Origin of the sequence: Actinoplanes subtropicus (assembly GCF_000721705.1) — a bacterium.
In the GTDB taxonomy this organism is placed as follows: domain Bacteria; phylum Actinomycetota; class Actinomycetes; order Mycobacteriales; family Micromonosporaceae; genus Actinoplanes; species Actinoplanes subtropicus.
Genome location: NZ_JOJL01000002.1, coordinates 19,381 through 32,525 on the forward strand (window position 1 = coordinate 19,381; position 13,145 = coordinate 32,525).

Sequence of the window (13,145 nt, forward strand, 5' to 3'; positions counted from 1 at the left end):
GGCCTATCTCTCCAGGGCCAGCGAATGCCAGATGCTGGTGACCAGCCGCTGCCAGGCCTCGCGGTCCTGGGCGTAGATCCCCGAGGCGGTCAGGAACACCGCGTTGAGCAACTGATCGCGGGCGAGCGAGTCGTCGGCCGGGCGGGCCAGGAAGTCGGTGATCAGCTGGTGCTGGCCGTCCTCGAGGAACGGCAACTGCGCCCGGATCATGGCGGCGAGGTCGTCGGCGCCCGGCAGCGGCAGGTTCAACAGCAGGCAGCGGCGCAGGAACGCCGGTGGGAAGTCCCGCTCGCCGTTGCTGGTGATCACCACGATCGGGAAGGCCCGGCAGTGCACCCGGCCGTCCCGGACCACGGCCCGCCGGTCCGGGTCGTCCGTGTACACCTCGGCCTGCGGTTCCCGGCTGCTCACCCGGACCAGCTCCGGCACGAGGTAGTGGCCGTTCTCCATGATGTGCAGCAGGTCGTTCGGCAGGTCGATGTCGCTCTTGTCCAGCTCGTCGATCAGGAGCACCCGCGGACGTTCGTACGCCAGGAGCGCGGTGCCCAGCGGTCCCAGCCGGACGAAGTCGCCGATGCTCGCCGGGGCGGCGGAGCCGGCCCGGCTGTCCTGGGCCCGGTTGTCCTGGGCCCGGCCGATCGCATCGTATTCGTAGAGGCCCGAACGCAGGGTGGTCCGGCTGGTGATCGACCATTCCAGGACCCGGCCCAGCCGCAGCTCCCGGGCGATCCGGAAGGCGATGGCCGACTTTCCGGTGCCCGGGCTCCCGGTGACCAGCAGCGGACGGCGCACCCAGAGCGCCGCGTTGACCATGTCGCCCTCGTCCGGCTCGGCGCGGCGCGCCGGCAACGTGTCGAAGCGGCCGAGCTTGCGGGTCATGTCCTCGTCCAGCTCCGGCGGTGGCGGCTGGATCGGCTCCCCGTCGAACGCCCGCCAGGTCGGCGGGTCGGGCAGGCGCAGGCGGTTCTCCTCCGTGGCCGGGATACCGTCGCCGCGGTAGAACCACCACGCGGGTGTCTGCTTTCCGGTTGTCATGGCTGCGCCCCCGAGTCGTAGACGTTCCGGTCCGGGTCGTCCCAGAGCACCGCGAGGTGCCGGCCGGGGTCATCGGCCTGTTCCTCCGGGGCGAGCAGGCACACCCGCCGCCGTTCCTGGTGGACGCGGTGGACGAGCGTCTCCGGCGGCTCCCCGGTGAGCCTTCGCAGCATGGCCTCCATCTCCGGGCCGGCGGTGCCGCGGCGGTGGTCCCACAGGATCACCGGGATGCCCGCGTCCAGCGCCGACCGGAGTTCCTGGCTGCCCGACTCGTCCTCCGGCGAGCTGCCCAGGACGACGGTGGTGAGATCGTGGTCCTCCCGCAGCCGGGCCGCCCAGGGGCCGAGACCGGCGGCATCCGGATCCGGCCGGCCCCAGTGCACGCGGTGCCGCGACGGTTCCCGCCAGAGCGAGTGCCAGCGCTGGTTCCACACGCGGTGGCGGTGGGATTGCCGCATCCGGTCGAGACTGCGGACCACGACCCGGTAGTCGAGGCAGAGCGGGAAGGACGCCGGCCCGTCCAACTCGGTGTGCCACCACTCGACGGCCAGGTGCAGCAGGTCGGCGGGGAGCAGCAACTCGATCTCCACCGGCTCGGTCCCGACGTCGCGCCAGGTCGACTCGGCGTGCCGGATCGCCGCCTCCAGCACCCGCTCCAGCTCGCGGAAGGTGGTCGGCCGCGGGTCGCTCGGTTCCGGGTCCCAGCGGCGTGCCCGGCGCTGGATCCAGTAGCGGACCTCGAGACTGTCGTCGCCGATGCCCTCGCGCTCGATCTGGATCAGCAGGCCCGGCCGGAGCGGCGGCCGGGCGGTCGCCTCGTCCTCGCGCTCCAGGCCCTCCTCGACGGCGCGCCGGTAGGCGTGCACCGGGCCGATGATCCCGATGCGCTGGGCCATCCGGTCGGCCCACTCCCGGAGCTGTTCGGCCACCCGCCGCGGCGACCGGGCGGCCACCTGCTCGACGAACGCCGCCAGGGGCGGAATGTGGTCCGGGCCGGCGTTGAAGGCGGCGAGCCGGACGGCCATCTCGTTCAGGGTCGCCGACTCGTCGGGTAGCGGGATCCGCCCGCCGGCCGCCAGCTGCCACATGCCCGGGCCGTCGATGTCGAAGGGCTGCTCCAGCAATTCGCGGAGGCGGTCCATGTCGTGGTCGGGCAAGAGACTGCGGGCGCCGTGCGGTTCCAGCCGCCACACCCGGAACGGCGGGCACTGCGCGAGGATCCCCCGGACACCCCCGGCGGCGACCAGGGAGCCGTACTGGTGCCAGTCGTTGTTCTTGTACTCGTCGCAGTAGTCGACAATTCCCCGGACGACGAACCAGTTGACCCCGCGGTTCGCCACCCCGGCCGCCACGCCCGCGGTTTCCATCTCGAAGGCGAGCACCTCGTATTGGCCGGCCAGTCGGTCCCGTGTCGCCTCACTCTTGAGCAGCACGTCGGCCGATCCCACGGCACCGAAATGCACCTTCGGCAGGCCGTCGGGATGGCCGGAGAGTCGCCTGTCCGGATGGGGGACGAGCCGGCCGTGGCGGTGCAATCGGTCCTTGCTGTCGGGCGGACGGGCGAACACCGCCATCGGATAGTCCTCCGGTGGGGTCAGCAGCCGCGTCCAGTCCAGCGTGGTGCCGAGGATCTGGTCCTCCTGAATGCGGTGGGCGATGCGCTTGAGATCCATGGAGATGCCGCCGATCGCCCGGCGCTGCACCGGGCCGCCCGGGACCTCCCGGACATGCCCATAGTCGACGATGCCGTCGAGGGCGACCACGAGATCCCCGAGCCGGAGGTGCCGCTGCGGATTCCGGGGTGCCGGCACGCCACCCGCGATACCCACGATGATCACGCATCGGATGTGCGGAAAACTGCGCAACATGTCGGTGCAGGTCGCGGCCGCGTTCCGGGTGTTGTCCTCGGCGAGGGTGACCAGCACGACGCGGTGCGGGCGGCCGTTTTCCGCGCTGTCCAGATGACCCAATCGGTATTCGTTCGGATCATCCCGCACGCGGACCGGCTGGGGCTTGGTCATCAGTGTGCGCATGGCCGCTCCCTCGATGGGGAGCGCGGCGATGATTCCGATCGTCACGTCGGGCCAGGTGTTGCCTTCCGCGGGGGCGTGATCAGGGGACGCCATTTCACGAACCAAGCGGATTGATGGCCGCAATCGATCGTTTCCACGTCAACTCACGACCCCAATCTGCATCCGAGGGTCATAGTGTCGCAGACGTCGGCGAATGATCGCATTCAATGGACCTTGAGAATGGTGAATCGACCGTCGTTTTCGTTCTCAGGTGGGTAGCTCGCCGGTCTCGGCCAGTTGCCGGGCGACGTCGGCGAGTTTGCGGTTCAGCCGCTGCGACACCCGGCGCAGCAGGTCGAAGGCGTCGCCGGCGGAGAGCCGCTGGCGCTCCATCAGCACACCCTTGGCCTGACCGATGACGTCGCGCGTGCTCAGCGCCCGGTGCAGGGCGGCCTCCCGGCGCTCGACCTCGCTCCGGCGCCGCGCCATGGCCACCGCGATGCCCACGTACGCGGCCAGGATCGAGCCGAATTCGTGGTCGTCGTCGCTGAACGCGTCCGGGGTCGCGCCGTAGAGGGTCAACGTGCCGAGCGCCGACCACTGGGCGGGCCGGTGCACGCACAGGCCGTAACACAGCGCGCTGGACACGCCCACCTCGGCCGCGGTCGCCGCCAGCACCGGCCAGCGCGGCACGGCGGTCAGGTCGGCCACGTAGACCGGCTGCTCGCCCTCCATCGCCTCCGGCGCCGGTCCGATGCCGGTCGCGAACTGGATCTCGTCGAGTTCGGCGGCGACCGCGTCGGTGGTCACCGTGCCGACGACCTGGCCGTGCTGGTGCAGCGTGACGCTCGCGCGGTCGCACCCGGCCACCGCGCCGACGGTGAACTTCAGCACCTGAGCGAGGACGTCCGGCAGGTTGTCGTCGGCGAACAACTGCCGGGCCAGCGGGGCGAAGGCGGCCAGCAGCATCGGCCCGTACGCCCGGGGACCCCACGCCGCGGCGGCGCGGGCCCGGTCCTCGGCCGCGGCCCGCCGGCCGGCCGCGGCCCGCTCCCGCTGGCGCTCGCCCTCGGCATGCGCCTCCGCGTCCGCCCGGTCCCGGCCGGCCCGGCGCCGCGCCGCGGGGCGCAGCCGGTTGAGCTGCTGCTCCCGGTCGAGCAACTCGCGCTCCCGCTCGTCGGCCAGCCGTTCGCGCCGGGCGGCGCTCTCCTCCCGGCGGTCGGCGAGGTCGTCGCGTTCGTCCGCCTGGTGGTCGCGCTCGGCCGCGACGAAATCGCGCCGGTCCGCCAGCCACGCGGACTCCTCGGCGTCCACGATCCGTGCGGCCTGCCGGGCGCTCGCGGCCCGCTCGCCACGGGCGACGCGCAGGGCGGCGCGGGCCCGCAACCGGGTGGCGGACGCGCGGGCCCGTTCGAGCTCGTTCTCCGCCCGCCGCACCGCGGCCTCGGCGCGGCGCACCGCCGCCTCGGTGGCGGCCGCCTCCGCCGCGTCCTCCGCCGCACCCGCCTCCAGGGCGGACGCCGCTCGAGCGGCCTCCCGCTCGTCCTGCGCGCGCTCCTCGCGATCGGCCAGCCGCTCCCGCTCGTTCGCCAGCGCCTCGCGCTCGTCGGCCAGCCGCTCCCGCTCGTCGGCGAGCCGTTCCCGCTCGTCCGCGCCGGCCTCCCACAGATCGGCCCGCCGGCCGCGTTCGTCCGCCTCGGTCACCCGGACCCTCCATCAACGACGCCCGGCCGAGCGGACGGATCGTCCCGCCGGCGGCGTTCGCCCGCGTCAGTTACCCAGATCCGCCATCAACGACGCCTGCCCCGGTCACCCGGATCCCTCCGCCAACGATGCCAGGCCGAGCAGCTCGAAGACCCGCTTCGGCGTGCCGTGCAGCCCGTCGACCCGCAGCACCTGGCCGCGGACGCGGGCCCGGGCCCAGGCGGACGCGATGATGCCGGCGCACTGGGCATCGAGGAAACTCACCCGCGACAGGTCCAGCGCGATCACGGGCGCCGTGCTCGTCGCCGCGGCACCCATCAACCGTGAGCGCAATGCGGGGGCCGTCACCATGTCCAGCTCGCCGACCAAGGAGATCACGTCAGCCCGCACGGGCTCGTCAAGAATTTTGGGCACCAGCCATCTCCTCGTAGAGACTCGGCTGGGTCATCAACCGCCTACGATCCTGGTCCGGCCGGACCGAAGACGCAACTCAGAGGCCGAAGATGGGCAGCGTGGGCAGCGCCGGGCGGTCCAGCCACGCGGTGAGCAGGTCGTCGACCGGCACCCGGGCAAAGCGCCGGGCATGCGCCCGGAACTGGTCGGTGGTCACCGTCCCGTGCTGATGCTCGGCGACCCACGAGCGCACCAGCGCGAAGAACGAGCGGTCGCCGATCTTCGTGCGCAGGGCGTGCAGGGTCAGCGCGCCCCGCTTGTAGACCGCCGGGTCGAACATGCGTTCCACCCCCGGGTTGCTGATCACGATGGTGGCCGGGCGCGCCGCCAGCCGCGCGCGCCATTCGGCGGCGTGGGCGTCCGCCGACGGGCCGCCGGAGGCCGCCGACCAGAGCCATTCGGCGTACGTGGCGAAGCCCTCGTTGAGCCAGATGTGCCGCCAGTCGGCGACCGTGAGGCTGTTGCCGAACCACTGGTGGGCCAGCTCGTGGGCGGCCAGCCGCTCGTGGGTGCGCCGGCCGTCGAGGTGGTTGCGCCCGAACACGGCCATGCCCTGCGCCTCGATCGGGTCGTCCAGGTTGTCGTCGGCGACCACCACGACGTACTCCCGGAACGGGTACGGCCCGAACAGCCCCTCCAGGGTCGTCATGATCTCGCCCTGCCGCCCGAAGTCGTGGGCCAGCAGCCCGCGCAGCCGGGGCGGCACGGCGGCGCGCTGGCGTACCCCGCCGGCGGCCAGGTCCACCACGTCGTACCGGCCGATCTGCACGCTCATCAGGTACGGCGAGGTCGGCTCGTTCCGCTCGTACACCCAGGTACGGGTGGCCGCCCCGCGGCGCCGGGAGACCAGGTCGCCGGTGACCACCACCGTGTACGGCGTCGCGGTGGTCAGCGTGACCAGGAACGTCGCCTTGTCGTCCGGCCGGTCGTTGCACGGGAACCAGGACGACGCCCCGTTCGGCTGGCTGGCCACCAGCGCCCCGTCGGTCAGCTCGTCCCAGCCGATGTCGCCCCAGCGCCCCGAGATCGGCGCCGGCACCCCGGCGTACTTAATTTCGATCTTGAAAGTGCTGCCGTACGCGATCGCCCGCTCCGGTTTGATCCGCAGCTTGCCCGGCTGGCGGGTGAACCGGGCCGGCTGGCCGTCGACCCGGACCTCCTGGACCCGGAAACCGCCGAGGTCGAGGCTGAAGCGGGACAACGCCTGGCCGGCCCGGGCGGTGATGACCGCCTTGCCGGCCAGCCGGTTGGTCAGCACCCGGTAGTCGAGGTTCAGGTCGTAGTGCAGCACCCGGTACCCGCCGTTGCCGCTGGCGGGTAGATAGGAGTCGCTCGAGAACTCGGCGCCGGGCGTGGCGCCGGCCGGGGTCATGCCCAGTTGGCGATGGGGTTACCGCGCCACCGGCTGTCCGACGGCACGGCGTCGCCGCGGGTCACCAGCGAGCCGGGGCCTACGGTGGTGCGCGCGCCGATGCTCGCGCCGGGCAGCACGATCCCGTGCGGGCCGAGTGTCGCGCCCGCGTCCAGAGTCACCTCGTCCATGCTCATGATCCGATCATGGAACAGGTGGGTCTGTACAACACAACCGCGGTTGACCGTGGCGCCCGGGCCGAGCCGCACCAGGTCGTACTCCGGCAGCCAGAAGGTCTCCAGCCAGGCGCCCCGGCCGATCCGCGCGCCCAGCGTCCGCAGCCACATGTTCAGCAGGGGAGTGCCGCTGGCGAAGCGGAACAGCAACGGCGCGGCGAGCACCTCGACGAACGTGTCGGCCAGCTCGTTGCGCCACACGAACGACGTCCACAGCGCGTGCTCGGTCACCCGGAAGCGGCCCACCAGCAGCCACTTCGCGGCCGTCGCGAGCAGCGCGGCGACGATCGCCGCGACCAGCAGCACCGGCCCGGCGGCGAGCGCGGCGGCCCAGCCCCCGACGGCCTGCCAGACCCACGCGAGCGCGCCGAGGACGAGGACCGCCAGCGCGCCGGCCAGCATCACCGGGACGATCCGGCACAGCTCGATCGCGGCCCGGGCGAGCTTGAGGCGCAGCGGCGGGTCGTACGTGCGGCTCGCGTCGGCCGCCCCGACCGTCCGGCGCAGCGGCATCGGCGGCGCGCCCAGCCACGACGAGCCCTTCTTCGCCTTGCGCGGCGCCGACGAGAGCACCCCGACCAGCCCCCGCTTGGGCACCGAGCGGCCGGGCGCCGCCATCCCCGAGTTGCCGAGGAACGCCTGCTTGCCGATCCGCGCCGGGGCCACCCGCAGCCAGCCGTGGCTCAGCTCGTAGGTGGCGACCATCGTGTCGTCGGCCAGGAACGCCCCGTCGTCGACCGTGGTCATGACCGGCAGCGCGAGCACCGTCGACGCCTCGACGTTGCGGCCCACCTTGGCGCCGAGCAGCCGCAGCCAGACCGGCGTGAACAGGCTGGCGTACATCGGGAAGAGCGCGAACCGGGCCATCCCCATCAGGCGCTCGGTCGTCCACACCTGCCACGCGACCCGCCCGCGAACCGGGTGGAAGCCCTCGCGCACGCCGAGACCGAGCAGACGAACCAAAACCAAGACAATCAGCGCGTACGTCAGGAAGTAGGCGACCGCCGCGGCGGGCACCATCAGCAGGGAGGCGCCCAGCGTCGGCCGGGTCAGCAGCTCGAACGCCGGGACCAGCGCGGCCACCGGCAGGACCCCCAGCAACTGGGCGGTCAGGCTGTACCCGGCCACCCACAGCCGGGAGCGGTGCATCGGCCGCTCGGCCGGGAAATCGGCGCCGCCCTTGGCGGCGCGCACGGCCGGGGAACCGGCCCACCGCTGGTGCGCCGGCACCGCGCCGGTGACGGTCGAGCCGGGCGCGATGTCGGCGCCCTTGCCGATCCGGGCGCCCGGCATCAGCGTGCTCCGGGCGCCGACCCGGCTGCCCGCGCCGATCCGCACCTTGCCGATCCGGACGACGTCGCCGTCGATCCAATAGCCGGACAGGTCCACCTCGGGCTCGACCGCGGCGCCGCGGCCCAGCTTCAGCAGGCCGGTGACCGGCGGCGCAGAGTGCAGGTCGACGTCCTGGGCGATGGTCGCGCCGAGCGCCTTCGCGTACGTGATCATCCAGGCCGCGCCGGTCACGCCGGACGCGCCGGTCAGCTCGGCGAGCCGCTCGGCCGCCCACAACCGCAGGTGGACGCCGCCGCCCCGGGGATAGTTGCCCGGGCCCACGCCGCGCAGCAGCAGCCGCGCCCCGCCGGCCGCCACCGCGATCCTGCCGGGCGGGCTGAACAGCAGCACCCCGCCGGCCGCGATCCACCACCAGGAGACCCGCGGCGCCCAGGGCAGCAGCAGGTTACCCAGCGCGGCCAGCACGGTGACCCAGCGCAGCCCGACCAGCGCCAGCATCGGCAGCATCAGCAGCGCCTGGAACAGCCCGGCCCGCCGGGGAGTGGGCCGCACCTCGCGGCGGACGGTCGCCGTCGTGTCCAGCGCGTCGAGCACCGCCGCCATCTGCGAGAGCCGGGGGTTCTGGTAGACGCCGGCCACCGACACCTGCGGGTGCGTCCGGCGGATCCAGGCCACCAGCTGGGCGGCGCCCAGGCTGCTGCCGCCGTTGCTGAAGAAATCGGCGTCGGCGGCCTCCGGGCGTACGCCCAGAATTTGCTCCCAGCCGCCGGCGAGCCACTCCTCGGTCGCCGTCAGCTCGGCGGCATCGCCGCCGCCGGAAGTGAGCGGCCACGGCAGCGCGGCCCGGTCCACCTTCCCGGAGGTCCGGGTCGGCAGCGTCTCGACCTCGGCCAGCAGCGGGACGAGCGCGGCCGGCAGCTGCTCGCGAACGCGCAGCTTGGCCGCCGCAAGATCAAAATCTTCGGTGGGTACGACATAGCCCACCAGCAGCTGGTTGCCCGCGGCGGTCCGCTTCACCGCGGCGGCCGCCCCGGCGACCCCGGGCAGCGCCTGCAGCGCGGCATCCACCTCGCCCAGCTCGATCCGGCGCCCGCCGAGCTTCACCTGCTCGTCGCCGCGCCCCAGGAACAGCAGCCCCTCGGGCTCGGCGCGCACGATGTCGCCGCTGCGGTACGCCCGCTGCCAGCCCAGCGACTCCAGCGGCGCGAACTTCTCGGCGTCCTTCGCGGCATCCAGGTAACGGGCCAGGCCGACCCCGCCGATGACCAGCTCGCCGCTCTCGCCCATCGCCACCGGAACGCCGGCCGGGTCGACCACGGCCAGCTCCCAGCCGGCCAGCGGCAGCCCGATCCGCACCGGCCCCTCGCCGGTCATCCGGGCCGCGCAGGCGACCACGGTCGCCTCGGTGGGACCGTACGTGTTCCACACCTCGCGACCCTCGACGGCCAGCCGCTCGGCCAGCTCGGGCGGGCACGCCTCGCCGCCGAAGATCAGCAGGCGGACGTCGTCGAGCGCCTCCACCGGCCACAGCGCGGCCAGCGTCGGCACCGTCGACACGACCGTGATCCGCCGCTCGACCAGCCACGGACCCAGGTCGACGCCGCTGCGTACCAGCGCCCGCTCGGCCGGCACCAGGCAGGCGCCGTGCCGCCAGGCGAGCCACATCTCCTCGCAGGAGGCGTCGAAGGCCACCGACAGCCCGGCCAGGACGCGGTCGCGCGGGCCGAGCGGGTTCTCCTCGGCCAGGAACAGCTGCGCCTCGGCGTCGACGAAGGCGGCCGCGGCGCCGTGCGACACGGCCACGCCTTTCGGCGTACCGGTGGACCCGGAGGTGAAGATGATCCAGGCGTCGTCGTCCGGTCCGGGCCGTCCGGGGTTTCCCGCGGGCGTACGCCGGAGCGTCACGCTCAGCCCGTCGCCGATGACGGCGCAGACGTCCGCCTCGCCGAAGACCAGCTCGGCGCGCTCCTCGGGGTCGTCGGCGTCCACCGGGACATACGCCGCGCCGGCCGCCAGCACGCCGAGGATCGCCAGGTACAGGTCAGCCGTACCGGAGGAGACCCGGACGCCGACCCGGTCGCCGCGGCCGATCCCCTGCTCGGCCAGCAGCGCGCGCAGCGCCTCGACCTCGTCGGCCAGCTCGCGATAGGTCAACTGGGTGGCGCCGGTGTCGAGGGCGCGGGCGGCCGGATGGGCCCGCACGGTCGCGTCGAGGACGTCGGCCAGCGTGCGGCGGTCCGGCGCCGCTGTCGAACGGAAGAGCGCCGGAGCGGGCGGCGCGTCGGCAATCGCGGAAAAGTCGATCATTTGCAGATCGGTCGTCACGGTCACCGGGCGAGCACCATCCCTAACCTCACGGTCAACGTCGGCCAGGCGCGTGAGGGTCAGCCGCCCGGGGCAGCGTTCAAAGTTACGCGAGGAAAACGGCGGGTGACGGCCGTATGTCGAATTCGTGTCCACCGACACACGGGAGGTGCGTCACTACAGCCACTTCACGCGGCGCAGCACCCAGTAGAGGACGCCGGCGCTGACCAGCATGAACAGCAGGACGGCCGGGTAGCCGTACCGCCAGTGCAGCTCCGGCATGTCGACGAAGTTCATCCCGTAGATGCCGGCGATCGAGGTCACCAGCGCGGCGATGGCCGCCCAGGAGGCGATCTTGCGCATGTCGTCGTTCTGGTCGACCGACACCTGGGTGAGGCGGGCCTGCAGGAGGGCGTTGAGCACGTCGTCGAGGAGCATGACCTGCTCCACGGCGGTCGCGTGCTGGTCGGCGACGTCGCCGAAGTAGCGGCGGATCTCCCGGGGCAGGAACTGCCGGCCGGACAGGATCGCCAGCGGCCGCTGCAGCGGGAGCACGGCCGCCTTGAACTTCATCAGCTGACGCTTGAGCTGGTAGATCTGCTCGACCGTGACCGGCGTCCCGGCCGCGAAGACGGCGGCCTCCGCCTCGTCGACGTCGGTCTGCATCTCGGCCGCGATGTCGACATAGCCGTCGACGATGCGGTCCAGGATCGCGTGCACCACGGCCCACGGCCCCTGGGTCAGCGTCATCGGGTCGGAGCCCAGGTCGCTCCGCAGCGAGCCGAGCTCCATGACGGTGCCCTGGCTCATGGTGAGCACGAAACGCGGGCCGGCGAAGATGCGGACGAAGCCGGTGCTGACGATCTCGCTGGTGGTGGTCAGCTGCTCGTGCTCGACGTACTGGGCGGCGCGGACGACCAGGAACACGACCTCGTCGTACCGCTCGATCTTCACCCGCTGCTCGCGGTGCAGCACGTCCTCGATCGGCAGCGGGTGCAGGCCGAACACCTCGGCCACCCGGCTGAGCGCGGCCTGGGTCGGCTCGTGCAGGTCGAGCCACATGAAGGCGCCCTCCCGCTCCCGGGCCTGCGCGTAGAGCCCGGCCAGATCGGCGGCCGGCCCCGGGCTGTCCACCGCGACCCCGTCGACGAACAGGTCGCAATCCACGATCGCGGTGTGATCGGCGCGGCGCCGCCCGGCCGGCCGGGGCGGTTGCCAGTCGCGTCGGACGTCCAAGTCACCTCACCCCCCGATCGGGAGCCTACTTCCCGATCGATGGCAGCATTGTCGCGGTGATCGAGAGTTTGCTCCCGCCGGCCGCCGTCGGCGTCGAGGCGTTCGCCGACCTTCCCGGCGAGCCGGTGTTCCCGGGCGAGGAGGACCTGGTCGCCACCGCGGTGCCGGGCCGCCGCCGCGAGTTCGTCACCGGCCGGCGCTGCGCCCGCGAGGCACTCGAGCAACTGGGCGTGCCCCCGGCCCCGATCCGGCGCGGCGAGTCCCGGGACCCGCTGTGGCCGCCCGGCGTGATCGGCAGCATCACCCACTGCGCCGGCTACCGGGCCGCGGCCGTCGCCCGCCGCGCCGACATGGCCGCCCTCGGCATCGACGCCGAACCACACGAGCCCCTCCCCGACGGCGTCGAGGCGACGGTGACGGTCCCCGGCGAACTCGCCGGGCTGGCCGATCCCGCGGTGCACTGGGGCCGGCTGCTGTTCAGCGCCAAGGAGTCCATCTACAAGGCCTGGTATCCGCTGTGCGCCCGCTGGCTGGGCTTCGACGAGGTGCGGCTGGCCATCAACCCGGCCACCCGGACCTTCACCGGCCACCTGCTGGTGGACGGCACCCGCCTGGACGGCGAACCACCACTCACCGAGCTACGCGGCCGCTACCTGATCGCCCGCGGCCTGATCCTGACCACAGTCACCGTACCGATTGTCTAGTACTTACCGACGCCCTGCTGGGTGCCGGGTTCGCCATCTCGAGGCCGACCGCGTTCCCGGACGGTGGTCCGATCTCAACAGATCGAGAGGATTGACTGTCTACACTGGCCGGGTGGGCGGATATTCTCGCCGGTTGCTGGCCGCTGTGCCGGATGCCGGACTGCGCGACCTCCTGGTCGAGCGGCTCGGCTCGGCGGGTTACCTGGTCGAGCCGGTGCACACCGGCGCCGACGCAATGACCGTGCTGCGCGGTTCGCCGGTCGACCTGATCATCGTCGACGTCGACATTCCCGACCTGGAATACCTGGCCCGCAATCGGCCCAGCCTGGACCGCCGCCCGCCCATCCTCTGCGTGACCTCCTGCGACTCACTGGAGGCGCTCATCCCCGAGCTGGGTACCGAGGTCGAGGATTACGTCACCAAGCCGTGCCGGCTCGCTGAGCTGGTGGCCCGCGTGCGGGTATTGCTGCGCGGCGATGGCCGCGTGCTGCGGTACGCGGACCTGGCGCTCGACGAGGAATCCTGCCAGGCGTGGCGCGGTGACCAGCCGCTGGCGTTGACCGCGGCGGAATACCGGCTGCTGCGGCATCTGCTGCGCAACGCCGGGCGGGTGCTGTCCAAGGAACAACTCGCCTGGGAGGTCTGGGACGAGGCTCGCGAGGTCAACGCCGTCGAGCGGCTGATGTCCCGGTTGCGGCAGAAGCTCGGCGAGATCGGTCCGGCGCGGATCCAGACCCGGCGCGGCTTCGGTTATTCGCTCGCATCGTGACACAGGTCACGTCAGGGTCCGGTCAGGTTCGCGTCCGGGTCGCGTCAG

General features: G+C 72.8%; 9 protein-coding genes. 2 read left to right on the forward strand and 7 right to left on the reverse strand.

Annotated elements, in window-relative coordinates:
- Positions 1-3 precede the first annotated feature (3 nt).
- The 7 genes from IH26_RS0102200 to IH26_RS0102230 form a co-directional block, all read right to left on the reverse strand.
- Entirely contained in the window at positions 4-1,035 is a 1,032-nt protein-coding gene (locus tag IH26_RS0102200) for an AAA family ATPase (RefSeq protein ID WP_030434389.1), read from the reverse strand.
- Positions 1,032-3,161, reverse strand: coding sequence for a VMAP-C domain-containing protein (locus tag IH26_RS0102205; RefSeq protein ID WP_030434390.1), 2,130 nt, complete (start codon positions 3,159-3,161; stop codon positions 1,032-1,034). Before IH26_RS0102205 ends, IH26_RS0102200 begins: the two co-directional genes overlap by 4 nt.
- Positions 3,162-3,314: 153 nt before the next feature.
- On the reverse strand, positions 3,315-4,751 hold the full coding sequence (locus IH26_RS57465; RefSeq protein ID WP_051807272.1) for a GAF and ANTAR domain-containing protein: 1,437 nt from the start codon (positions 4,749-4,751) through the stop codon (positions 3,315-3,317).
- Between the two features lie 105 nt (positions 4,752-4,856).
- On the reverse strand, positions 4,857-5,165 hold the full coding sequence (locus IH26_RS0102215; RefSeq protein ID WP_051807274.1) for an STAS domain-containing protein: 309 nt from the start codon (positions 5,163-5,165) through the stop codon (positions 4,857-4,859).
- A 76-nt stretch (positions 5,166-5,241) separates the two neighbouring features.
- The gene (locus IH26_RS0102220; RefSeq protein ID WP_030434393.1) at positions 5,242-6,576 is read right to left on the reverse strand and encodes a M1 family metallopeptidase; all 1,335 of its coding nucleotides are present in this window, start codon (positions 6,574-6,576) and stop codon (positions 5,242-5,244) included.
- On the reverse strand, positions 6,573-10,391 hold the full coding sequence (locus tag IH26_RS0102225; protein WP_211268579.1) for a Pls/PosA family non-ribosomal peptide synthetase: 3,819 nt from the start codon (positions 10,389-10,391) through the stop codon (positions 6,573-6,575). Before IH26_RS0102225 ends, IH26_RS0102220 begins: the two co-directional genes overlap by 4 nt.
- 174 nt (positions 10,392-10,565) lie before the next feature.
- Positions 10,566-11,624 carry a magnesium and cobalt transport protein CorA gene (locus tag IH26_RS0102230; protein WP_030434395.1) on the reverse strand — a complete coding sequence of 353 codons (1,059 nt, stop codon included), beginning with the start codon at positions 11,622-11,624 and terminating at the stop codon, positions 10,566-10,568.
- A gap of 56 nt (positions 11,625-11,680) precedes the next feature.
- On the opposite strand from IH26_RS0102230, the gene IH26_RS0102235 reads away from it, so the two are divergent.
- Positions 11,681-12,328, forward strand: a complete 648-nt coding sequence (locus tag IH26_RS0102235) for a 4'-phosphopantetheinyl transferase family protein (RefSeq protein ID WP_030434396.1) — start codon at positions 11,681-11,683, stop codon at positions 12,326-12,328.
- Between the two features lie 112 nt (positions 12,329-12,440).
- A complete protein-coding gene (locus tag IH26_RS0102240; protein WP_034213373.1) occupies positions 12,441-13,097 on the forward strand; it encodes a response regulator transcription factor in 657 nt (218 codons plus the stop codon).
- Positions 13,098-13,145 lie beyond the last annotated feature (48 nt).